This is a genomic window from Pedobacter sp. Leaf250, from assembly GCF_920984735.1.
Taxonomy (GTDB): Bacteria; Bacteroidota; Bacteroidia; order Sphingobacteriales; family Sphingobacteriaceae; genus Pedobacter.
Window position 1 is genome coordinate 1 of the sequence record NZ_CAKLBU010000009.1, and the last position, 23,178, is coordinate 23,178.

At 36.3% G+C, this 23,178-nt stretch carries 23 protein-coding genes, 1 pseudogene and 1 riboswitch; of the genes and pseudogenes, 18 read left to right on the top strand and 6 right to left on the bottom strand.

Annotated features, from left to right (window positions below; all coding sequences use genetic code 11):
• Window positions 1-452 precede the first annotated feature (452 nt).
• The 3 genes from LUA91_RS09555 (at window position 453) to LUA91_RS09565 (ending at window position 3,167) form a co-directional block, all read left to right on the top strand.
• A complete protein-coding gene (locus LUA91_RS09555; RefSeq protein WP_231425822.1) occupies window positions 453-2,036 on the top strand; it encodes a peptide chain release factor 3 in 1,584 nt (527 codons plus the stop codon).
• 56 nt (window positions 2,037-2,092) lie between these two features.
• Window positions 2,093-2,461, top strand: a complete 369-nt coding sequence (locus LUA91_RS09560; RefSeq protein ID WP_231425823.1) for a hypothetical protein — start codon at window positions 2,093-2,095, stop codon at window positions 2,459-2,461.
• A 100-nt stretch (window positions 2,462-2,561) separates the two neighbouring features.
• Window positions 2,562-3,167, top strand: coding sequence for a thioredoxin family protein (locus tag LUA91_RS09565; RefSeq protein WP_231425824.1), 606 nt, complete (start codon window positions 2,562-2,564; stop codon window positions 3,165-3,167).
• Here LUA91_RS09565 and fic read toward each other — a convergent pair.
• Together fic and LUA91_RS09575 are read right to left on the bottom strand one after the other, a co-directional pair.
• Window positions 3,164-3,721 carry a protein adenylyltransferase Fic gene (gene fic, locus LUA91_RS09570; RefSeq protein WP_231425825.1) on the bottom strand — a complete coding sequence of 186 codons (558 nt, stop codon included), beginning with the start codon at window positions 3,719-3,721 and terminating at the stop codon, window positions 3,164-3,166. The genes LUA91_RS09565 and fic overlap by 4 nt on opposite strands.
• A 28-nt stretch (window positions 3,722-3,749) precedes the next feature.
• Window positions 3,750-4,031, bottom strand: coding sequence for an ATP-dependent Clp protease adaptor ClpS (locus LUA91_RS09575; RefSeq protein WP_010599054.1), 282 nt, complete (start codon window positions 4,029-4,031; stop codon window positions 3,750-3,752).
• Window positions 4,032-4,191: 160 nt separating this feature from the next.
• Here LUA91_RS09575 and LUA91_RS09580 point away from each other — a divergent pair, with 160 nt between their 5' ends.
• Entirely contained in the window at window positions 4,192-5,238 is a 1,047-nt protein-coding gene (locus LUA91_RS09580; protein WP_231425826.1) for a 3-oxoacyl-ACP synthase III family protein, read from the top strand.
• A gap of 90 nt (window positions 5,239-5,328) precedes the next feature.
• On the opposite strand, the gene LUA91_RS09585 is transcribed toward LUA91_RS09580, so the two are convergent.
• Window positions 5,329-7,761, bottom strand: a complete 2,433-nt coding sequence (locus tag LUA91_RS09585; protein WP_231425827.1) for a hypothetical protein — start codon at window positions 7,759-7,761, stop codon at window positions 5,329-5,331.
• Window positions 7,727-8,752 (bottom strand): hypothetical protein, encoded by a 1,026-nt coding sequence (locus LUA91_RS09590; protein ID WP_231425828.1) that lies wholly within the window; start codon window positions 8,750-8,752, stop codon window positions 7,727-7,729. The genes LUA91_RS09585 and LUA91_RS09590 overlap by 35 nt, the downstream gene beginning before the upstream one ends.
• Before the next feature lie 30 nt (window positions 8,753-8,782).
• On the opposite strand from LUA91_RS09590, the gene dtd reads away from it, so the two are divergent.
• Both dtd and LUA91_RS09600 read left to right on the top strand, forming a co-directional pair.
• Complete coding sequence (gene dtd / locus LUA91_RS09595) at window positions 8,783-9,235, top strand: D-aminoacyl-tRNA deacylase (RefSeq protein ID WP_231425829.1); 453 nt, start codon at window positions 8,783-8,785, stop codon at window positions 9,233-9,235.
• 3 nt (window positions 9,236-9,238) lie between these two features.
• Window positions 9,239-9,565, top strand: a complete 327-nt coding sequence (locus LUA91_RS09600; RefSeq protein ID WP_231425830.1) for a nucleotide pyrophosphohydrolase — start codon at window positions 9,239-9,241, stop codon at window positions 9,563-9,565.
• Between the two features lie 23 nt (window positions 9,566-9,588).
• On the opposite strand, the gene LUA91_RS09605 is transcribed toward LUA91_RS09600, so the two are convergent.
• Complete coding sequence (locus LUA91_RS09605; RefSeq protein WP_231425831.1) at window positions 9,589-9,891, bottom strand: DUF4286 family protein; 303 nt, start codon at window positions 9,889-9,891, stop codon at window positions 9,589-9,591.
• 87 nt (window positions 9,892-9,978) lie between these two features.
• On the opposite strand from LUA91_RS09605, the gene LUA91_RS09610 reads away from it, so the two are divergent.
• Window positions 9,979-10,533 carry a GNAT family N-acetyltransferase gene (locus LUA91_RS09610; RefSeq protein WP_231425832.1) on the top strand — a complete coding sequence of 185 codons (555 nt, stop codon included), beginning with the start codon at window positions 9,979-9,981 and terminating at the stop codon, window positions 10,531-10,533.
• Here the strand turns inward: LUA91_RS09610 and LUA91_RS09615 are convergent, their stop codons facing one another.
• Window positions 10,534-12,141: a S41 family peptidase gene (locus LUA91_RS09615; protein WP_231425833.1), complete on the bottom strand. Its 1,608-nt coding sequence runs from the start codon at window positions 12,139-12,141 to the stop codon at window positions 10,534-10,536.
• Window positions 12,142-12,330: 189 nt separating this feature from the next.
• Between LUA91_RS09615 and murQ the strand changes: the two genes are divergently transcribed.
• From murQ to LUA91_RS09670, 11 genes and pseudogenes are all read left to right on the top strand, one after another.
• Window positions 12,331-13,149, top strand: coding sequence for an N-acetylmuramic acid 6-phosphate etherase (gene murQ / locus LUA91_RS09620; protein ID WP_231425834.1), 819 nt, complete (start codon window positions 12,331-12,333; stop codon window positions 13,147-13,149).
• Window positions 13,150-13,247: 98 nt separating this feature from the next.
• Window positions 13,248-13,814: a hypothetical protein gene (locus tag LUA91_RS09625; protein WP_231425835.1), complete on the top strand. Its 567-nt coding sequence runs from the start codon at window positions 13,248-13,250 to the stop codon at window positions 13,812-13,814.
• Window positions 13,815-13,831: 17 nt separating this feature from the next.
• On the top strand, window positions 13,832-14,065 hold the full coding sequence (locus LUA91_RS09630; RefSeq protein WP_231425836.1) for a DUF4160 domain-containing protein: 234 nt from the start codon (window positions 13,832-13,834) through the stop codon (window positions 14,063-14,065).
• Window positions 14,055-14,270, top strand: coding sequence for a DUF2442 domain-containing protein (locus tag LUA91_RS09635; RefSeq protein ID WP_231425837.1), 216 nt, complete (start codon window positions 14,055-14,057; stop codon window positions 14,268-14,270). Before LUA91_RS09630 ends, LUA91_RS09635 begins: the two co-directional genes overlap by 11 nt.
• A 19-nt stretch (window positions 14,271-14,289) precedes the next feature.
• A complete protein-coding gene (locus LUA91_RS09640) occupies window positions 14,290-15,033 on the top strand; it encodes a Bax inhibitor-1/YccA family protein (protein ID WP_231425838.1) in 744 nt (247 codons plus the stop codon).
• Window positions 15,034-15,148: 115 nt separating this feature from the next.
• Window positions 15,149-15,253: riboswitch (SAM riboswitch) on the top strand.
• A 167-nt stretch (window positions 15,254-15,420) separates the two neighbouring features.
• Window positions 15,421-19,128, top strand: coding sequence for a methionine synthase (metH, locus tag LUA91_RS09645; protein ID WP_231425839.1), 3,708 nt, complete (start codon window positions 15,421-15,423; stop codon window positions 19,126-19,128).
• 72 nt (window positions 19,129-19,200) lie between these two features.
• Window positions 19,201-19,576 (top strand): annotated as a pseudogene (locus tag LUA91_RS09650) (four helix bundle protein).
• Between the two features lie 44 nt (window positions 19,577-19,620).
• Entirely contained in the window at window positions 19,621-20,574 is a 954-nt protein-coding gene (locus LUA91_RS09655) for a methylenetetrahydrofolate reductase (protein ID WP_231425840.1), read from the top strand.
• Between the two features lie 111 nt (window positions 20,575-20,685).
• Window positions 20,686-20,988 (top strand): hypothetical protein, encoded by a 303-nt coding sequence (locus tag LUA91_RS09660; protein ID WP_231425841.1) that lies wholly within the window; start codon window positions 20,686-20,688, stop codon window positions 20,986-20,988.
• Between the two features lie 77 nt (window positions 20,989-21,065).
• Entirely contained in the window at window positions 21,066-21,485 is a 420-nt protein-coding gene (locus tag LUA91_RS09665; RefSeq protein WP_231425842.1) for a tail fiber domain-containing protein, read from the top strand.
• 146 nt (window positions 21,486-21,631) lie between these two features.
• Window positions 21,632-23,137, top strand: a complete 1,506-nt coding sequence (locus LUA91_RS09670) for a glycoside hydrolase family 10 protein (RefSeq protein WP_231425843.1) — start codon at window positions 21,632-21,634, stop codon at window positions 23,135-23,137.
• The last annotated feature ends 41 nt before the right edge of the window (window positions 23,138-23,178 follow it).

The following is a 23,178-nucleotide window of genomic DNA, read 5'->3' on the forward strand; positions in this document are numbered from 1 at the left end:
CTGAAAAATCTACAATTTCACGTATATTTGACATAAGCCTTAGTTTTGAGTATAAAATTATCTTTTTATTGTAGCAAGTTTGACTACTTCTCGAACTAAGGCTCTTATTAATACATGGATACTTTTTGTGTACTGATGAAAAAGATTGCCACGTCGTTTCTCCTTGCAATGACAGAAAGTGTGAGAATGACAGAAGTTTGAAAAAGATTGTAATGAATGGCGGGACTGCCATTGCCGAAGAATTACTGTAAATGCTTTTCTCAATATGATTTATAAAATTTTAGGATTAACAGGATAGCAGCATAACGCTATTAAAGATTAAACAATTAACCAGCTCAAACAGTTAACCAATTTTCTTATCTTTGCAGCCTGATGAAACAAAATTATTCAAATCTTATCGCAGTTAAATTCCTTTAACCAGGTTTCATCGCCATTTTTTACCCAAAATTATTATGCTTAACCCTGAAATAGAAAAACGTAAAACCTTTGCCATTATTAGTCACCCCGATGCGGGCAAAACCACTTTAACCGAGAAATTTCTGCTTTTTGGTGGTGCCATTAACACAGCTGGGGCCGTAAAACGGAACAAAGCAAACCAAAGCAATACGTCTGATTTTATGGAAATTGAGAAACAGCGTGGTATCTCGGTGGCGACTTCGGTGATGGGTTTTGAGTACAGCGGCAAGCGCATCAACATCTTGGATACGCCTGGGCACAAGGATTTTGCTGAAGATACTTACCGAACTCTATCGGCTGTGGATAGCGTAATTTTAGTGGTCGACTGTGTGAAAGGTGTGGAGGAACAGACGGAAAAATTAATGTCGGTTTGCCGAATGCGGAATACGCCTGTAATTATTTTCGTTAATAAAATGGATCGTGAGGGTAAGGAAGCTTACGATTTATTGGATGAAATTGAGGAAAAACTAAACATCAGTTTATGTCCGCTTTCCTGGCCAATTGGGCAAGGACACACATTTAAAGGGGTTTATAGCATTTACAATAAACATTTAAATTTATTCAACTCTGATAAGACCAAAGTTACCGATTCGGTTGTGGCGGCGAATGATTTGAATGACCCATCACTTTTGAATTATTTGAAAGAGAATGAGATAAACAACCTGAAAGATGATGTTGAATTGGTTGATGGTATTTACGGCAAAATTGATAAGGATTTATACACTGAGGGTTTGGTTGCACCCGTATTTTTTGGTAGTGCAATTAATAACTTCGGAATTAAGGAGCTTTTAGATACGTTTATTGATATTGCTCCAAGTCCACGCCACCGTGAAGCCGAAGAACGTGATGTTTTGGTGGAAGAGAAAAACTTTAGTGGTTTCGTGTTTAAAATCCATGCCAATTTAGACCCAAAACACCGCGATAGAATTGCTTTCTTGCGTATTTGTTCGGGTAAATTTGAGCGAAATAAGTTTTACTACCATACCCGTCAGGATAAGAAACTGAAATTCTCAAATCCGATGGATTTTATGGCGAACGAAAAAAGTATTGTTGAAGAAGCTTGGCCAGGTGATGTGGTTGGTTTGTATGATAGCGGTAACTTTAAAATTGGCGATACGTTAACCGAAGGTGAAAAATTGCAGTTTAAAGGTATTCCAAGTTTCTCTCCATCTATTTTTAAAGAAGTAGAAAACATGGACCCAATGCGTACTAAACAGCTGGAAAAAGGCATTGAGCAATTAACCGACGAAGGTGTTGCACAATTATTTGTGATGCAACCTGGAAATAGAAAAGTAATTGGTGCAGTAGGTGAACTTCAGTTCGAGGTAATCAACTTCCGTTTGGAGCATGAATATGGCGCTAAATGTCGTTTTCGTACCTTGAGTTACACCCGTTCAAGTTGGGTAACTTCATCTGACAGGAAGAAATTGGATGAATTTGTGAAGCGTAAACAACAACATATCGGTTTCGATAAGGAAGCAAATCCGGTTTATTTATCAGATAGTGATTACATGATTAATTTAACTAAACAGGATTATCCTGATATCGACTTCCATAAAACAAGTGAGTTTAAAAGTTAAAGGTGATGCAACTAAAGTTTAAAATTTTTCATCTGATTAGTATTAAACCATACAATATGAAAAATAAAGTTTTTGCCGTTGCTTCAGTATTGCTGTTTGCCTTATTAATTTCTTCTTGTGCAACATTAAAAACTGATCCAAAATCGTGGACGCTGCTGATCTCTTTGGAACCAAATAAAAAATTAACAGTTAATTTGGCTGATAAATCTGCATTTGATGTAGATATACAGAACCCTACGAAAAGTGTGATTACTGTAAAAAATGCCAATAAAGATCAAACTGTTGTTGATGGTAAGATTACCTTATCGGTTTTACCTGGAAATAATGTTGAAATTCTAAATCTTTCCAAAAAGAATATCAAACCTATTGTTAGCGTGTATAATCATAAAGCTATGGTTGTTTCTGACGTTTCTGCAATTAAATAATTATCTACTTTTAGATTTTTAGTATTTGCAAATCAAATTGCAAATCAATGATCAATTTTATGTGATTTCTGCTTTCCTTTGCGACATAATTTGAAACATTATGGTTAATTACAGCGAAATTTTCAGTGATCAGGGAATGGATTATCAAACCTATCGTGCATTGGTAGACCAACTTTTGTTAGAGGGAAAGGCTACGGGTGATGTAACTTACGATTTGCACTACACTAAAATGAATGTGCAACGTATGACTCGCGTGGATAAAACAGCAACTTTAACTGATGAATTAACCTCAACCATAAGTGGATTAAAAGCGCACTATAAATTTTTGGTAATTACGGAAGGTTGGTGCGGAGATGCTGCACAAATTGTTCCTGTATTTAATAAAATTGCCACGGCATCATTAGGAAAAATTGATTTGAAATTTGTACTTCGTGATAAAAATCTACCCTTAATTGATGCGCACTTAACTAATGGCGGTAGAGCCATTCCGGTTTTAATTGTGCTTAATGAAATTGCAGATCATGTTTTAGCAACTTGGGCGCCAAGGCCGCAGGTTTTGCAAGAATTGCTAAAAGAATGGCGAAAAGAAACTTCTGAAATGCCAATTTTAGCCGAGAAGCTTCATGGTTGGTATGCTAAAGATAAAACACAAAGTACACAAATAGAACTTAATGATCTTTTGAAGGGGTTAGAGAATCATAGTTAATTATCGTCGCTATCTTTTTCATAGCCTTCATAATAATAAGATTGTTCTATACCTTTAAAAATAACTTCCCTATTGTCCACATCATCGGTTAGATTAGCCAAAAGCAAAGTTCTTAATTCTAGGTCGTTAATTGGGCTACGCTCCATAGCCTGTAAGTAAAGTGTTTTATCAATATATTGCCAATTTACTAATCTTTGAAGTTGTTTTTTTAAGATCATATCCAACCAAATTCGCATTGTCCTACCATTTCCTTCCATAAATGGATGTGCAATGTTCATTTCTACATATTTTGCAACAATTTCTTCAAAAGTAGTTTCTGGCATTAATTCCACCTTTGCTAAAATTTCGTTAAGGTAAAGCGCAGTTGCGAACCTAAAGCCACCTTTTGAAATATTTAATGTTCGTATTTTGCCAGCGAAGTCAGATAAATTATCGAACAGGGATAGATGTATTTCTTGTAATCCTTTAGTTGAGCCTATTTCGATTTTTGTAATATCTCCACTATCAAATAAACGGAAAGCATTTTCTAAACTTCTTTTGTCGATATTTTTCATTTGTTATTTGAAGAATGAAAGAATCAAATTAATCAACCGAAACCGTTAATCCTTCTTGCTGTAAAATTTTGCGGTAAACTTCCATCTCTGTAAATGAGCCTTCTAATACCGGACATTTTCCGTCATTATGTACCTTCCATGCAATTTTCTCTGCTTGAGATTCGTTATAATCTAAATATTTCATCATACAGTAAATCACATGATCGAAAGTATTTACATCATCATTCCACAAAATAAGGCGATGTACAGTTTTTAGGGAAGTTAAAATTTCTTCGAGCGTAAAGGTCTCTTCTTTGGTTTCTGTAGACATGGGTGCAAAAATAACTATTTTTACGGAAGATGTAATATGTTAAATGGAAGATGGTTATGATTATTTTGTATGTTAATAGCCTTTAAATTACATTTTCCATCTTACCTCTTCTATCTTTCATCTGATTTAATACATTTGTTAACCAAATTAAAATATGAGCATGCATCAATCTAAAATAGCAGGGATAGGTTATTACGTACCAAAAAACGTTTATACCAACAATGATTTAAGTCGCTTTATGGATACCAACGATGAGTGGATTCAAGAGCGTACCGGAATTAAAGAACGTCGTTTTGCCGATCGTAATGAAGAAACGACCACAACCATGGGTATCGAAGCAGCTAAAATTGCCATAGAACGTGCCGGTATTACAGCAAAGGATGTAGATTTTATTGTTTTTGCTACATTAAGTCCTGATTATTACTTTCCTGGCTGCGGTGTTTTATTGCAGCGTGAAATGGGAATGGGCGAAATAGGTGCTTTAGATATTCGTAATCAATGTTCAGGATTTGTTTATGCGCTTTCGGTTGCTGATCAGTTTGTTAAAACGGGTATGTATAAAAATGTTTTAGTAGTGGGTAGCGAGAAACATTCTTTTGCAATGGATTTTGAAACCCGCAGCCGTAACGTGTCGGTTATTTTTGGCGATGGGGCAGGAGCGGTTGTACTTCAGCCTACAGACGAAAAAGGTAAGGGGATTTTAAGTACTCATTTACATAGCGATGGTGCAGATGCCGAAATTTTGGCCATGTATTATCCAGGTTCTCATGCCAATAAATGGATGAAAGATAAACCTGCTTTTCCTGATCAAGAGTTGGGCGGATTATTTATGACGCCAGAGATTTTGGAAAGTGGTGCGGCATTGCCTTATATGGATGGCCCAGCTGTATTTAAAAAAGCGGTTGTTAAATTTCCAGAGGTAATAAAAGAGGCTTTGGCAGCCAATGATTTAACCGAAAAAGATATCGATATGCTGGTTCCTCATCAGGCGAATTTGCGTATCAGCCAGTATGTACAAAACCTATTGGGGTTAAGTGATGATCAGGTTTTTAATAACATTCAAAAATACGGAAATACTACCGCAGCATCTGTTCCTATCGCATTATGCGAAGCCTGGGAAGCTGGTAAAATTAAAGATGGCGATTTAGTTTGCCTTGCAGCATTTGGATCTGGCTTTACCTGGGCAAGTGCGTTGATTAGGTGGTAGTTGGAGCTAAAAGGTTAAAGACCAAAGACTAAAGCTGAAATAGCGATATTTTCATCGTAACGGTCGAGTTATTCTTTGGTCTTTAATCTTTTACCTTTTAGAAATAAAATCTCCCAAATAACTACATTCTCCAGCGGCAATTTGGTAAAAAGGTGTTTTGCTATAGCTTAACTTTAATTCTTTAAAGTATGGATTATTATAATTTGCTTTGATAAAGTTCTTATACTTCAGATCATCTTTATCCCAATAACTGAAAGAGTTTAATTGCGAATTTAAAATAATTTGCTTTTGTGCACATTTAGCCAACATAAAAGTGCATTTAGCCTTAAAATCAGGATCTGTGCTTAAGGTTCTAGCCTTTAAGTACCATGCTTTCGCAGTTTGGGCTTTTTTGTAATCTACATCATAACCATATTTCGCCGGACTGCTGTTGTCATACGTAGACCAATCATAGCTGATTAAAAACCAACTATTTCCATAATAACCCGTTTGATAAACAGCGTTGGCCATTTTGTAATAATAAAGCGCCGCATTCTTTTTATCGCTAACAGTCAGTTTTTGCAAGCGAAGCATTTCTGTTGCAAAAGCTTTTTTAGTAACTGATGCCTTTGCTGCTACGAATTTTTTTGGATAATCATTTATCGTTTGAACGAAAGGATTTGAATAAAGCTTCGAGTTTGCATCGTCCGCATAATAATTTTCAGGATTGAAATAATTATAGTTAGGCGATACCTTTGCAAACATTTGAAGTGCCTTGTCGTATTGGTGCGTTCTTAAATAAGTAGTACCATAAAGCTCATAAAAATCGTCGTTTTTAAGTTGATTTAAAGCTTTAGCCAATAAGGCAGTTAAATCTTTTCCGGCGGCTTTGGTTTTATATACTGCTAAACCCTGCATACTTTTCGGACTTAAATACTGCTGCCAGAAAGTTGTACTCTGGTAACTTATGTTTCTAAATAACGAGTTTTCTTTTAACGTTTTAGATTCCAAATCTCCTTTAACCATAGCCAACGCAGCTTTTGATGTATCGCCCAGTTTTAAATAGGCTGGTGCTAATATTTGCTGGTAAAAATTTCTGGTGGTTCTGCTAAATCTTTTATCCTCATTTCCCCAATCGTTAACCTGAGTTTCATTTTCTGCGAAGCGCTTTCCATCAAGCCATTTCAGGGTAGGTAACAAATCGTTTTCGTTAAAAGGGTTTCCTTTTTTGATGTTTTTAGCTTTGATCAATAAATCAGTAATTCGATATTGGTCACGTAATTTTTCAGGAAGTTTATCTGGATTTAAAATGGCTAAATAATTCGATGCCAGGAAATCTTTATTCTCCATCCAAGATAAATATGCGGCAGTTAAAGTCCCGAGTTCTGGCTGCGGATATTTCCTTTCTGTAGCCAGTTTTACAGCAAAATTCCTAACGTTATTCAATTGTTTCAAATTAATTGCCTTCACACTATCTTTTTGCTTCTGATTATCGTTTGCAGAAAAATAATAACTGTAAGATATTTTCGCAATATCGCTCGATTCAATTAACGCTTGCTCTAATTTATTTACTTCTCTAACCAATAGCGCTCCATTCAACTCGCTTTTTGGTTCATATTGATAAACTTTATTTAAGCTTTCGATATTAAAATCTGGATTGCCAAAACCATTTATTGCCCAAATATTAGCTTTTTCGTTATTAGTTTTGGCATATTTTAATGCACCATTTACCGGAGCGCTATTGTAATAATAATTCTTGTAAGCTTGTATTCTTCTTTCGGGATTACTTGCGAAAACCTTCGAAAATAAAAAAGCAGATTCTTCTGGATTTCCAAGCCTACGGATAGAACCTGCATAAAGTGCCAAAGCCCAACCTTTTACTGCACTATTTAATTTATTAGTTTTAATAAATTTATCGTAAACATTTTTACTTTCAGCGTGAAGGCCTGCGTAATGAAACATTCTTTCTGCTTGATAAGCGTAACGCAATTTCAGGAAATTATCCTTTTCCAATTTCGTTAATTCCAAGGCATCTTTTGCCAAAATGTTCATCGTTGTGCTATCGCGGGGTTGTGGATCCCAAAGATTAAAGCTTGCATTGGCATAAGGCTCACATTCTTTGGCGAAGGCGTAATATTTCAATACTGCGTTGTTTTTGCTCAATCCTTGTATAAAGGTATTTTGTTGCAAACTGTCTGGCAATTCAGAAAGTTTCCCATCGTAATCAACAAGTTTTTTATTCGTTGCGCTATCAACCTCATACATAATCTTATGTACATCGTGTTCTTTAACGCCCAAATATTTCGCCCATTCACGACTATTAATTTCCGATTCACTCGCTACATCTTCTTCGCTGTTTAAATAGGCCATTTGATTGAAGGCAAATGGTGTGTATTCATCTCCCTCAATATTATTATGGAAATAGGTAATGTAATAATCGTAAGGATCTATTTCGCCACCACATGCAATATTTACAGCAATTTCGCCGAAAAATGTAAGCAAGAAAACGCTAAAAATTAGCGATAACTTTTTGAAAGTCTTCATTCGTAAAATGTTTTAAAAGGTCGATATCGAGATGATAGAAAACGAGGTTTCGTTCTTCTGGTTTTAAATATCGTGATAAAAATTTGGATGACGCAAGTAAATCTTCGGGAGAAATTTCTTCCCAACGAATCACATCACCATGTCTCAAACCAGCGGCAGGGTAATCTATTAAAAGATCGTATAAAATGGTGTTGCCTCTTTGTTTAAATAATTTTTTATCACGTAATTGAGCTTTGCTAATCCGCTTGGAAATTCCAGCATATTTCAAATTTCTAAAAACAACTGCCCATTCAAATATGGGAAGTGCCACATCTAGTTTTAAAGGATAATTTTCCAGATAATCTTTCAAATATATATCCATTTCCTTTTGATCAATGATAGAATTTTGCTCTCCATATTTGCGGAGATTACCCATATTGTAACACATTAGCATGGCCTTTTCAACCGGTGGAATACCACTTGTGGCAACGTTTTTTACCTGATGAAGGCGCAGCGTAACCGAAATATTTTTGCCTTTTAAAAGTGGATGGATTTTTAGATGGTTAAGGAAATTGAAATAGTGGTCTCGGGTAGTTTTGGTCCAATCGCAATCGATTTGAAGTTCCGAATAATTTGATTTCCCAGCTTGTTTTACTTTGGCCTCAACAAAAACTGCAATGTGATCAGCAAGTAACTTTATCCTGTTCGAATCTATCTGATTAAAAATCCGATTAACCAAAAATACAACTGGAATGATGTTAACCTGTTGCGGTAAAGGATCAGAAAATTTTATTGGTGAAACCGGAATGTCTTGTTGAAAATCAGGATTGAAATCTACATCCATAATGCGCACATAAAGCGATTTTGATTTAAATTGATGGAGATATTCCGTTTCTGATTTGTTGTTTTTATAATCGGTTCTCCAAAAATAAAATGTCGTGTGAACAATTGATTTCTGCTTACAAGCAAATAAGAAAAATACAAAAATCACTAAAATACTTATCTTGCGCATATCAATTTTATCGATCAAAAGTAATATAAAATGCGAGCAGTTTTACAAAGAGTTACACAAGCAAGTTGCACTGTTGATGGAAATATAACAGGCCAAATTAAAGATGGATTTTTGGTGCTGTTGGGCATTGAAGATGCCGATACGGCCGATGATTTGGATTGGCTTGCCTCAAAAATTGTAAACATGAGGGTTTTTGGTGATGAAAATGGATTAATGAATAAATCACTGGCAGATGTTAACGGTGATATTTTGCTGATTAGTCAATTTACCCTATTTGCCTCCACGAAAAAAGGAAATAGACCAGGATTTACTAGAGCGGCAAGACCAGACGTTGCGATTCCGTTATACGATAAAATGATGGAGAAATTATCCCTTTTAACGGGAAAGAAAATACAAGTAGGAATTTTTGGAGCTGATATGAAAATTGCCTTGGTAAACGATGGACCAACAACTATTTTAATTGATACAAAAAACAAGGAATAAAACATGACCATAAATGAAGCACAGGAAACAGTAGATCATTGGATCAAAACCACCGGTATCAGGTATTTTAATGAACTAACCAATACCGCGATTTTAATGGAGGAAGTTGGCGAAGTTGCCAGAATTATGGCCCGAAAATACGGTGAGCAGTCTTTCAAAAAAAGTGATGAAGATGTAAATCTTGCCGATGAGATGGCCGATGTAATGTTCGTGCTGATTTGTTTGGCCAATCAAACTGGTATCAACTTAACAGAAGCGCTCGAAAAAAACCTCGAAAAGAAAACCATCCGCGATGCGGATAGACATAAAAATAATGAGAAGTTGAAATAGGTCTGAAATATTTAGTCAGGATTTTAACTCACAAACTCCATTAAAGTTCCGTAAGCCACAAAGCGATTTTTAAATTTTTCATTTAAATCTGCTTGTAAAGCTGGAGCATAAGCAGCTAAATATTCATTATAATTTTCCATAGTTTCAGCAACGTACTGCGCACAATAAGTTACACCTTCATTTGGCGAATCAAGAACTTTTAGTAAACGATTGGAAACAAACATTCCTGTTGCCATCACTTCTGGAATATGAATTTCTTGCATCCACTGCAACCATTCTTCGGCTGCGGCATCATCTAAAATTAAGGTTACGTTGTATAAAAGCATGTTACAAAGGTAATAAATGTGTCGATGTAAAATATAGGATGAGTTGTTGAATTTCTTATATTCGGCAATTATCATTAAAACGGGCACATGATTGATATTTTAATATCCAAATCAATAAAAGATTTAGAAGGAATTATATTACTTCAGAAAAAAAATTTAAGGTCAGATTTATCTATTAATGAAATCAAAGAACAAGGGTTTGTAACTGTTTCTCATACATTGGATGATTTACAGAAGATGCACCATCATGAACCAAATATTATTGCTAAAAATGGTGATGATGTAATAGCTTATGTGCTGGGAATGACTGAGCAGTCTAAAAATGATATACCACGATTGGTGGAAATGTATGAAAGTTTTGATCACATTCAATATAAGGGAAGGCCAGTTTCAAACTATCAATATGTTGTGGTTGGACAAGTATGCGTAGATAAAAATTACCGTGGGCAAGGTTTGTTTGATAGATGCTATCAGGCCTACAAAGAATATTTTAAAGATAGGTATGAATTCGCCATTACCGAAATCGCATCGATTAATTTAAGATCGATGAAAGCCCATGAAAGAATTGGCTTCAGCACGATTAATACTTATACAGATCAAACAGATACGGAATGGAATGTAGTGGTTTGGGATTGGCGGTAATTATTGCAAATTAATTAAAGCTTGCTTAACCGCATTATCAGTTTGATTAGCTGAACGATAATAACCAACATCACCAAGATAATATCGGCACAACAAGGCTTTTAAATCGCTCAAAATAACTGACTTAGAATTATACAATTGAAAACGATCGATTTGTACATTTTTACGCTGTATGTAACCGATAAAATCTTTAAAATCATTATCTCCTAAGGTGAATGAATTTATATTTTGCTCTATAAAGCCAGCATTGTATTTATTCGTTAATACATTAAAAACATAATCTGATAATATTTTTTTACTTACCAGCGTGGCATAGAATTTATTGTAACCAGCTGTATCAAGTTTAACAAAAACATCGGGCTGTATACCTCCACTTGGTTTTGGTTTTTTACTGTTTTGGATGGTTACCCCTTCCACTTTCTCTATAGAATCTTGAAAGGATGTGCGGTCGCCAGTTAGTTCTCCGTCCATCATCCGTTCATCCAATTCATGTTTGTAAGCGTCGTAACCTTTTTTGTAAGATTTTTGAATGCTACGTCCGGATGGAGTATAATACCTTGCGATTGTTAAATTTAATGCTGATCCATCGCCGAAAGAAAACTGCTCTTGCACAAGGCCCTTACCAAAAGAGCGGCGGCCAACAATTATTCCTCTTCCTAAATCCTGAATGGCACCGGCAACAATTTCACTTGCCGAAGCTGTGTTTTCATTAATGAGTACTGCTAATTTTCCATTTTGAAAAGCACCTGAACCTGTAGAAAAATAGTCGGTTCGTGGTTCATGCTTGCCTTGCGTGTAAACAATGAGCTTATTTTCAGGTAAAAACTGATCGGCCAAACCTGTTGCCGCAGAAAAGTATCCGCCACCATTATCCCGAAGATCCAGGATAAGTTTTTTCATCCCTTTGGCTTTTAAATTATTTGCGGCAATGGCAAAATCGTTATCGGTATTTGCGCCAAACTTGCTTATTCTAACATAGCCCGTTTCTGGGTTAATCATATAAGCAGCATCAATACTGCTAATATTTACTTTGCCACGGGTAACCATCAGTTTGCTCTGCACTTGCGTGCCACTATGCAACAAGATTACACTCACACCACTCCCGGCTCTACCACGAAAGCGGCCAGTTAATTGATCTTTTGGTAAGTTTCTGCCACTTACAATGGCCGTATCAATACTTAAAATTTTATCTCCCAATTTAATCCCAGCTTGATATGCCGGACCATCTTTTACAACACCTGTTACCATCATGGTATCGTTGAGCATGTAATATTCAATTCCAACCCCTTCAAAATTACCTTCCAAATTGTCGGTCATATCTTGTGCATCGGTTGGAGGCAAATAAACGCTATGTGGATCTAACTGATGTAAAACGCTATCAATCGGAAGGTTTTGAAAAGAATCGGTATTGATATCATCAACGTAGTTTTTGTTAATAATATGAAGGATTTCTTCCAACTTACCATCACTATTAACTGCCAGTTGCGGGCCTCTGTGGACACCGAAACCTTGATCTTTAATGAATTTTATACCTAAAATCATACCCACTATTAAAATCACAGAATAGCTTATTGCAATCAGTAGGTTATTTCGGGTATTTTTTTTCATCAGCGTTGTGCAAATTTATGAAATTTAGCGGTTTACTATATTTTTTAACTGCATTTTCATGTCTTTTGTTTCTAATATTTAACATAAATTAACTCATGTAATTGTTCTTATAAAGGAAAGCAGAGATATTTTTAGAATTTTACGCCACTTTTTAGAAAGAATTTACCGAATTTTATCAAAATTAAATATATGAACAGAGTTACCGAGCAGGAATCTAGCTATGATCATATCGACAAAATGTCGGTATTGGAGGTTTTGCAGGGCATTAATAACGAAGATAAAACTGTTGCTTATGCAGTAGAAAAATCTTTGCCTCAAATAGAAAAATTAACTTCGGCAGTTGCCGATAGGATGAAAAAAGGCGGTCGTTTGTTTTACATCGGAGCTGGTACAAGCGGTAGACTAGGCGTTGTCGATGCCTCCGAATGTCCGCCAACTTACGGCGTGCCTTTCGATTGGGTGGTGGGTATTATTGCCGGTGGAGATACCGCAATCAGAAGGGCTGTCGAATTTGCAGAAGATGACGCTGAGCAAGCCTGGAAAGATCTTAAAGAATTTAACATTAATGAAAAAGATTGTTTAGTTGGTTTAGCTGCATCGGGCACAACTCCGTATGTAATCGGAGGCTTAAATACTGCTCGCAAGCATGGTATATTAACTGGTTGCATTGTGTGTAATACTGGCGGACCAATCGCTGCAGAATCAGATTTTCCTGTAGAAGTAGTTGTTGGACCCGAGTTTATTACTGGTTCTACTCGTATGAAATCAGGTACTGCTCAAAAATTGGTATTAAACATGTTGAGTACCACCGTGATGGTTCAGTTGGGGAGAGTTGTTGGAAACAAAATGGTGGATATGCAGTTAACCAATAACAAATTGGTTGATCGTGGCACTCAAATGGTGGCCGATGAATTGAATATTGCTTATGAGGAGGCTGCAGATTTGCTAAATCAGCACGGAAGTGTGCGTAAAGCAGTTGAAGCAGGACAGCATGGGGTTAAAAGTTAAAAGTTACACGTTTTAAGTCTGGGTATTCATAAACCTTCGCAATACTAAAGTTTGGATAAATACACGTTTAACTTATAACCTACAACTTTTAATTTAAGATGCACGAAATTGAGCCTTATTACCAGTGGAGAGATGATTATGTTTCAGCAGAAGATGAGCGCTCACCATTTTACAATACTGAATATTCAGAAATTTACTTCGATAAACAGATTTACAATTTTTTATTACATCCTCAATGGGATGAATTTGGATCGAATACGCTTTATATGAAAGTTTTGTATGCCGATTATGATCGAAGCTATGCAATTATTGAATTTATTGGCGAATGGAATGATGCAATTAACAATGATATTATGTTGTTAAAACGTGATATTTTGGAGCTGATGATGGATGAGGGCATCAATAAATTTATTCTGATTGGGGAAAACGTTTTAAATTTTCACGCATCAGACGATAGTTATTACGAAGAATGGTTTCAGGAAGTAGAAGATGGCTGGATCGTGGGTGTTAATTTTCAGGAACATGTAATTTCAGAGTTTCGGGATAATAATATTGATTACTATATTAATTTTGGAGGAGCTTTTGATAATTTGCCATGGAGAACCTTGAAGCCGTTACAGTTCTTTAAGAAAGTTGAAGAACTATTGACAAAAAGATTGAACTAAATTGTTATTTTTAGCAGATGCCCACGTTATTTATCATTTTCGGACTTCGCTTTTTCTTTTACTCCAATGAGCACCTTCCTGTTCATATACATGTCAGAAATGCAGATGGAGAAGCCAAATTCGAAGTTGAAGATGTTAAGCTTGTCAGCAATAAGGGACTAAAGAATAAGGATATAAATCTTGCACAATCTTTGATAGAGGAGAATAAAGAAATTATTATCGCGAAATGGATTGAGTATCATGGAAAATAAAGTTAAAGTATGGTTTGATAGTAACCGAATTTTTGTCAAGACTGTAACAGGAGAAAATAAAAGCCATCCTTTAAGTTGGTTTCCAAAACTTTTAAATGCAAGCGATGAAGAAAGAAATGAATACCAGATATCTCCTTTTGGAATACACTGGGAAAAATTAGATGAAGATTTGAGTTTTGAAGGCTTCACATCATTTACCAAATAATATTTAAAAAAAAACAAAAATGGAACAACAAAATTATAATTATCAAACCAATAGTGTTTTTGTACAGGAAAGTTCTGTGTCAAAAAAATTCTTCGCCAATGTCTTTTTATGGATGTTTGTTGCTTTAGCGCTATCAACACTTTCAGCTTTTTACATATCAAATACTGAATCAGCATTAAGAGCATTAATCGATTTTGAAACAGGCAAAAGAACTGCTCTAGGTTATGTGGCAATGTTTGCTCCCCTAGGTTTAGTTCTGGTGATGGGTGCTGGATTTTCAAGATTATCTTACGGTGCTTTGCTTGGCGTATTTGTGCTATTTTCAGTATTGTTAGGGGTAAGCTTGAGTTTTATATTATTGATTTATACCGGTACTTCAATTATAACCTGCTTTGCCGCAGCCGCTGGTATTTTCGGTATTATGGCTGTAATGGGTTATACTACTAATATTGATTTAAGTAAATTTGGACCAATTTTAATGGTTGGTGTTGCAGGATTATTTATCGCAAGTATTGCCAACATGTTTATTAAAAGTGAGCAATTCAGTTTGATTATGGCTTTTGTTGGTATCGCCGTTTTTACAGCACTTACAGCTTACGATGTCCAAAAAATTAAAAGAATTGGAATGGGTATCGAAGAAAGTGGAGAGTCAATCCCATCTGCTGATACTAAAAAGTTAGCGATAATGGCTGCGCTTTCATTATACCTTGATTTTATCAATATCTTCCTTTTCTTATTACGTATTTTCGGAAGTAGGAAATAATCATCAAAACAAAACAATATTCTTAAGGCCGTGCAATTTTGCATGGCCTTTGTAATTTTATTTGGTTGCAACGCGATAATTTTTGGAATTGATGTTGCTTTGTTGCATTTTTGTATGCTTATTAAGAAAGACGGAGGGATTAGACCCAACGAAGTCTTAGCAACCTGTAACCACACAAGGTGCTAAATTCTATTCTGCAAATAGCGGAAACAGATAAGTTTAGGATTACGATTCTCGTGCCAACTTTTAAAATAAGCTATTTAAGTATCAGGTATAAAGTATCAGTTATCGAGATAAAATTCTCTGATGCTGTGCTCATTATCTGCAGTTAGGTTGCATGCCATTAAATCTTAATACTTGCTACTAACTACTTGCTGCTATAAACAAATGGGTATAAGAGAAGAATTAGAAAAGCGCATTTTGGTAATTGATGGTGCGATGGGTACCATGATTCAGCGTTATACATTAACAGAAGAAGATTTTAGAGGGGAGCGTTTTAAAAATCATCCTTGTGATGTAAAAGGCAACAACGATTTGCTGAACATTACACGTCCGGATATTATCAAAGCTATACATTTAGAATACCTGAATTCGGGTGCTGATATTATAGAAACCAATACTTTCAGTACACAGCGCATTTCCATGGCCGATTATCAAATGGAAGACCTTTCTTACGAGTTAAGTTTTGAAGGTGCACGTGTTGCCAAAGAAGCCGTAAACGAATTTATGTCTGCAAATCCTGATAGGCAATGTTTCGTTGCGGGGGCAATAGGCCCTACAAACCGTACGCTTTCTATGTCGCCTAATGTAAACGACCCGGGTTTTAGGGCTGTTTACTTTGATGAGTTAGAAGAAGCTTACTATGAGCAGGTTCGGGGTTTGGTAGATGGCGGTTCAGATGTGCTTTTAATTGAAACCATTTTCGATACTTTAAATGCTAAAGTGGCTATTGTAGCCATTAAAAAATATGAGGAAGTAATTGGTCGTAAACTCGAAATCATGATTTCGGGTACCATTACCGATGCTTCGGGAAGAACACTTTCGGGACAAACTGCAGAGGCTTTTTTAAATTCGGTGATGCATGCAAAACCGTTAAGTATAGGTTTTAACTGCGCTTTAGGTGCTAAAGAAATGCGTCCGCATATTGAAGAATTAGCTGCAAAAGCAGGTTGCTATGTTTCGGCTTATCCAAATGCAGGCTTGCCGAATGAATTTGGTGCTTATGATGAACAACCACACGAAACCGCTCATTTGGTAGATGATTTTATCGAATCGGGTTTTGTAAATATTGTTGGCGGTTGTTGCGGAACCACGCCTGACCATATTGGGTGTATTGCTAAAAACGCCCGAAAGTCATCACCAAGAAAAATTCCAAAAATTGAGCCTTATATGCGCTTAAGTGGTTTGGAGCCCGTAACCATTACACCTGAAAGCATTTTTGTAAATGTTGGTGAAAGAACCAATATTACTGGTTCTCCAAAATTCTCGAAGCTTATTTTAGGCGGCGATTACGAAGCTGCACTTGCTGTTGCGCTGCAACAGGTTGAGGGTGGCGCCCAGGTTATTGATGTGAACATGGACGAGGGAATGCTCGATTCGGAAGCAGCAATGACGAAATTCTTAAACCTTATTGCTTCCGAACCCGATATCGCGAAACTGCCGATCATGGTCGACTCCTCTAAATGGTCGGTTATTGAAAACGGCTTAAAATGCTTGCAGGGTAAAGGAATTGTGAATTCAATTTCCTTAAAAGAGGGAGAAGACAAATTTAGGGAAAGTGCTCGCAAAATTATGCAATATGGCGCTGCCGTTGTTGTAATGGCATTCGATGAACAAGGGCAGGCAGATAATTACGAGCGCAGAAAAGAAATTTGTAAGAGGAGTTATGATATACTGGTTCACGAAATTGGTTTCCCTGCAGAAGATATTATTTTCGACCCGAATATATTAACCGTTGCAACCGGATTAGAAGAACACAATAATTATGCGGTAGATTTTATTAACGCAACCCGCTGGATTAAAGAAAACCTTCCCCATGCAAAAGTAAGTGGTGGGGTTTCTAATATTTCATTCTCTTTTAGAGGAAATAACACAGTCCGCGAAGCGATGCACTCTGCTTTTCTTTATCACGCCATTCAGGCTGGTTTGGATATGGGTATTGTAAATGCAGGTATGCTCGAGGTTTACCAGGAAATTCCACCAGAACTTTTAGAACGTGTGGAGGATGTACTTTTAAACCGTAGAGATGATGCCACAGAGCGATTGGTGGAATACGCAGATACGGTAAAATCAAAAGGAAAAGAAATTGTTAAGGATGAAGAATGGAGAAAAGGCGCTGTTGAAGAACGACTATCTCATTCTTTGGTAAAAGGTATTGTAGAATATCTTGATGACGATGTTGAAGAGGCTCGTCAGAAATATGCCCGACCTATTCAGGTAATCGAAGGCCCATTAATGGACGGGATGAATATTGTTGGTGATTTATTTGGTGCTGGTAAAATGTTTCTACCACAGGTAGTAAAATCGGCACGGGTAATGAAAAAGGCAGTGGCTTACTTGCTCCCTTTTATCGAGCAGGAGAAATTGGATAATCCCGATCAAGATCAAAATTCATCAGCCGGAAGAGTATTAATGGCAACTGTTAAAGGTGATGTTCACGATATTGGAAAAAATATTGTGGGCGTAGTTTTAGCCTGCAATAACTTCGAAATAGTAGATATGGGCGTGATGGTTCCTGCACAGGAGATCATCAAAAAGGCCAGGGAAATAAATGCCGATATAATTGGTTTAAGTGGTTTAATCACACCATCATTAGATGAAATGGTGCATTTTGCCAAAGAAATGGAGCGGGAGGGTTTTACCATTCCATTGATTATTGGTGGGGCAACAACATCGCGTATTCATGCGGCTGTTAAAGTTGCGCCTAATTATTCAGGTCCGGCCATTCATGTTTTAGATGCTTCGCGTAGTGTTACAGTTTGCAGCACTTTGATGAATCCTGAAACAAAAGGAGATTATGTTGCTGGAATCAAAGCTGAATATGAAAAAGCCAGAGAGGCGCATTTGAATAAACGTTCTGATAAACGTTTCAAAACATTGGACGAGGCAAGAGCTAACAAATTCAAAATAGATTTCAAAGAGAATCTTCCTGTACCTGAATTTACCGGAACAAGGGTTTTTGATAATTATCCTTTGGAAGAACTGGTTCCTTACATCGATTGGACACCATTTTTCCATACTTGGGAACTTCGCGGAAGTTATCCTAAAATATTTGATGATAAAAATGTTGGTGTTGAAGCGAAAAAGCTTTTTGATGATGCGCAGACTTTGCTGAAACGCATTTTAGATGGCAAATTATTAACGGCTAGAGCAGTAATTGGTTTTTGGCCTGCTAATGCAATTGAAGATGACATTGTGCTGGATGTAAAAAGTAAAATGGAAAATGGAATTGAAAATGCATCTTCCACTTCACATCTTCCATCATCTGTCGTAATTCACACTTTGCGCCAACAGTCAGAAAAAGTAGATGGGCAACCTTATTATGCTTTATCAGATTTTATCGCACCAAAAGAAAGTGGTATTCAAGATTATTTTGGTGGCTTCGCTTTAACCGCAGGTATTGGAATAGATGCTTTGGTTGAGGAATTTGAATCAAATCATGATGATTACAACAGTATCATGGCAAAAGCATTGGCTGATCGTTTGGCTGAAGCATTTGCCGAACGCATGCATGAGCGTGTACGTAAAGAATATTGGGGTTATGCTAAAGATGAAAACCTAAGCAATCAAGAATTAATTAAAGAAGAATACGCAGGCATTCGTCCGGCGCCAGGTTACCCTGCTTGTCCGGAGCATACCGAAAAAGGTACGTTGTTTCAGTTATTAAATGCCGAAAAAGAAATCGATTTGCATCTAACCGAAAGTTATGCCATGTATCCAACGGCAGCGGTAAGCGGATTTTATTTTGCACATCCCGAATCAAGATATTTTGGCCTAGGAAAAATAACAAAAGATCAGATAGAAGATTATTCAAGCAGAAAAGGCATGAGCATTGAAGAAGCTGAAAGATGGCTTAGCCCGAATTTGGCATATTAGAGTTGTAGGTTATAAGTTGAAAGTTATAGGTTTGTGAGTATAAATAAACGTAAGCCATTCCGAAATGCTTATATGGAGAGAGAAAAGAAAAATTATATTGATTTGGATGTTTGGAAAGGAGCAAGAGCACTTTCAAAAGAAGTATACTTAGCATCCTCTCAATTTCCAAGTGAAGAAAAATTTGGTTTAACAAGCCAGATAAGGAGAGCAGCTGCAGTATCAATTCCATCTAATATCGCTGAAGGATGCGGGAGAAATTATCCGAAAGACAGTATTCAGTTTTTATATCGCCAGAGGATCTATTTATGAGGTTGAAACACAATTATACCTGGCATTTGATTTAGATTTTATTTCTGAAATAGACTTGATGGCGTTATTAGAAAAACTTGAAACAACAAGAAAATTGCTTAATGGATTTATAAAATATTATCAAACGCTGGTTAAATAGGCATCCAGACTTTTAACCTTTAACTCACAACCTTTAACTCAATAATGAAAATTACAGACCATATAAAAAACGCAAAGGATAAAACCTTATTCTCTTTTGAACTTTTACCACCGATTAAGGGTCAGAGCATTCAGTGGATTTATGATGCAATAGATCCTTTATTGGAGTTTAATCCGCCGTTTATTGATGTAACCTCGTTAAGGGAAGATTACATTTATAAAGAGCAGGAAAATGGTTTATTGCAAAAAGTTTCCTATCGTAAACGCCCCGGTACAATTGCCATTTGTGCCGCCATTATTCATAAATATAAAATTGATGCTGTTCCACATTTGATTTGTGGTGGCTTTACAAAAGAGGAAACTGAAAATGCATTAATTGATTTACAGTTTTTGGGTATTGATAACGTGTTAGCTTTACGTGGTGATGCCCGTTCTGCGGATACGGCTTTTATTCCAACAAAAGGCGGCCATTGTTATGCTACCGATTTAATCGAGCACATTAAAAACCATAACAATGGTAAATTTTTGCATGAAGATATAGAAACTTTTAAAAGTGATTTTTGTATCGGCGTTGCCGGATATCCGGAGAAGCATTTTGAAGCACCTAATTTAAATGCAGACTTTAAATTCTTGAAAAGGAAGGTAGATATGGGAGCTGAATTTATCGTAACTCAAATGTTTTTCGATAACCAGAAGTACTTCGACTTTGTTAAGAAATGTAGGGAGAACGATATTAATGTTCCAATTATTCCGGGTTTGAAACCGATTAGTACCCTTACGCAGCTTAATGTATTACCTAAAATTTTCCATATTGATTTACCAGATGAATTGACAGATGCTTTATCTTACGCCAAAAGCAATGCCGAAGCCAAAGAAATTGGAACAGAAGCCATGATAAAACAATGCAAGGAATTAATTGATTTCGGTGCACCAGTACTTCATTTTTATACCATGGGCAGGCCAGAACAAACTAAAAAAATTGCAAGAGCGATTTTTTAATCGCTAAAACATTAACTCATTTTATTATTTAATTTAATGGATTTTATTTTTGTTACAGAACTTTAACAGTGAATGTTTGTTAATTAATTCATACAACTTATATTTGTAAGAATGAAGTTCAGCAACTGTACATATGCTCTAATCCTTTGCCTTACCATTGCCTTGTTTTTAAAGGTTGGTAATGTAATGTCGTATTTAAGCTATGCCTCAGTTGATATAGAAAATGTTTCATCAAATGATGATGCAACAGAAAAGGAAGAAAAAAAAGTAGAAACTGAATTTTTTACTCAGCACTTTAACTTTATCGAAAATACTATATGGGCTGAGAAAGAGCAGGAGAAATTAATCGCTCCAGCCTCTTTCAATAAGTTAACTTTCTTTCCCGAGGTTCTTACACCTCCTCCTTCCTTATAATACGGTTTATGTTCATTTGTCTTTCCCAAACTAGGAAAGAATATCAATCCATTTTTTAAATTCAAATTTATAATCATATGAAACGAGCAATTTCATTGGGTTTTGCGGTGTTTTTAATAACCGCATCCCTAAAAATCAGTGCACAAGAAGTGACACAAAAAAATGTTAAACCTGTTGATAATTCTTTAGAAATGGTTTCTAAACTTCAACCCGTAAGTTTTAATTACGATAAAACCTGGGCTGAAAAATTGAAACTTCCTTCAACATCACAGTATGGATTTGTTGGCGCTGATGTTAAAAATGCAGTGCCATCGGTAGTAGCTGTACAAGCAAAGCAGTATCAGGCAGGTAAAAACGCCTATAATTCTGCTACCATAACCAAGGTTGATTACGAAAACTTAATTCCATTATTAGTTGGAAGTATTAAAGAGCAACAACAACAAATTGATGAGTTGAAGCGTGAGCTTCGTTCGTTAAAATCTCAAGCATCGAAATAGTTTAGGTTTAGTTTTATAGTTGAAAGGTTGGAGTTATTTAATTCCAGCCTTTTTTTTTGAGATGAAATCTTAATGGTGTAAAATATTCCAGATAATTTTAGGCTCATCATTATAAATCCTTTATGTTTATCATTCAATTTTAATTTATGTTCAATAAATTTTTAATGTTATTACTGACTTTCTCGGCCGGTTTTTTACGCACACAGGCTCAGGTTTCCGCGCCGCCAATTCCAACACCTGAGCGGGAGTTTCGGGCAGCATGGGTTGCTTCGGTAGCGAATATCAATTGGCCTAGTAAGCCAAGTTTAACCACGCAGCAGCAACAAGATGAAGCCATAGCATTATTAGACATTTTGAAGAAAAATAATTTTAATGCAGTTATCTTTCAGATTCGTCCACAGGCTGATGCTTTATACAGGAGCAATTTAGAACCCTGGTCGTATTTTTTAACAGGCGTTCAAGGGCAGGCCCCGAAACCATATTACGATCCTTTGGAATTTTGGATTGATGCAGCACATGAACGTGGATTGGAATTGCATGTTTGGTTAAACCCCTATCGGGCACACCATGTTTCAGGTGGTCAACCTTCAGAATTATCAGTTGTGAAAAAACATCCGGATTTGGTATATAAACTTAAACAGGGTTATTGGTGGCTCGATCCGTCAAAAAAAGGTACCCAGGACTTATCTGCCGACGTTGTCAAGGATATCGTAAAACGTTATGACATTGATGGCGTGCATTTCGACGATTACTTTTATCCTTATGCCGAATATAACGGCGGGGCAGATTTTCCCGATTCGGCAAGTTATGCTGAATATCAACAAAACGGAGGTAAGCTGGCTGTCGGCGATTGGAGAAGAGATCATGTGAATACTTTTATTAAGAGGGTATACAAAATTATTAAAAGTGAAAAAAAATATGTCAAATTTGGCATTAGTCCATTTGGTATCTGGCGACCAGGCTTCCCTGAATCCATCAAAGGTTTTGATCAGTATGATAAATTATATGCTGATGCCAAGCTATGGTTAAATGAAGGTTGGGTTGACTATTTCATGCCTCAGTTGTATTGGCAGATAAATAACATCCCTCAAAGTTTTCCAGTGTTGTTGGGTTGGTGGCAATCGGAAAATACCAAGCAACGTCACCTGTGGCCTGGAATGAACAGTGGAATTGGAGGCGGAGATAAAAACAGCGACGAGATTATCAATCAAATTATGATTACCAGAGGGATTTTGCCAAAATCACCTGGTGCTGCCCATTGGAGCATTGCTGCACTGTTGACACACGAAAGTTTGCGTAGAGATTTATTAAAAGGTCCGTACAAAAACGAAGCCCTGGTACCTGCTTCGCCTTGGTTGGGTGATGATAAACCGTTATCGCCCGTGGTAGAAACTAAAAATAGAGAGGCCGATTTGTACATCAAATGGAAGCCTGCTAATAAGAAAGATGACTTCAAGTATATTGTTTATACCAATTATGGTGGGAAATGGAGTTACACCATTTTAAATTATAAAAGCAGATTTTTGCAAATACCGAAAGTTTTATTTGCTGATGCAGCAAAATTAATCAAACAGAATTTACAGAGTATAGCCGTTACAGCAATTGACAGAACCGGGAACGAAAGTGAAATCAAAATTGAGCAGGTTTTGTAAAGGATTAAAAATCCTTAGTTCATCGGTAGGGATTTCAAATC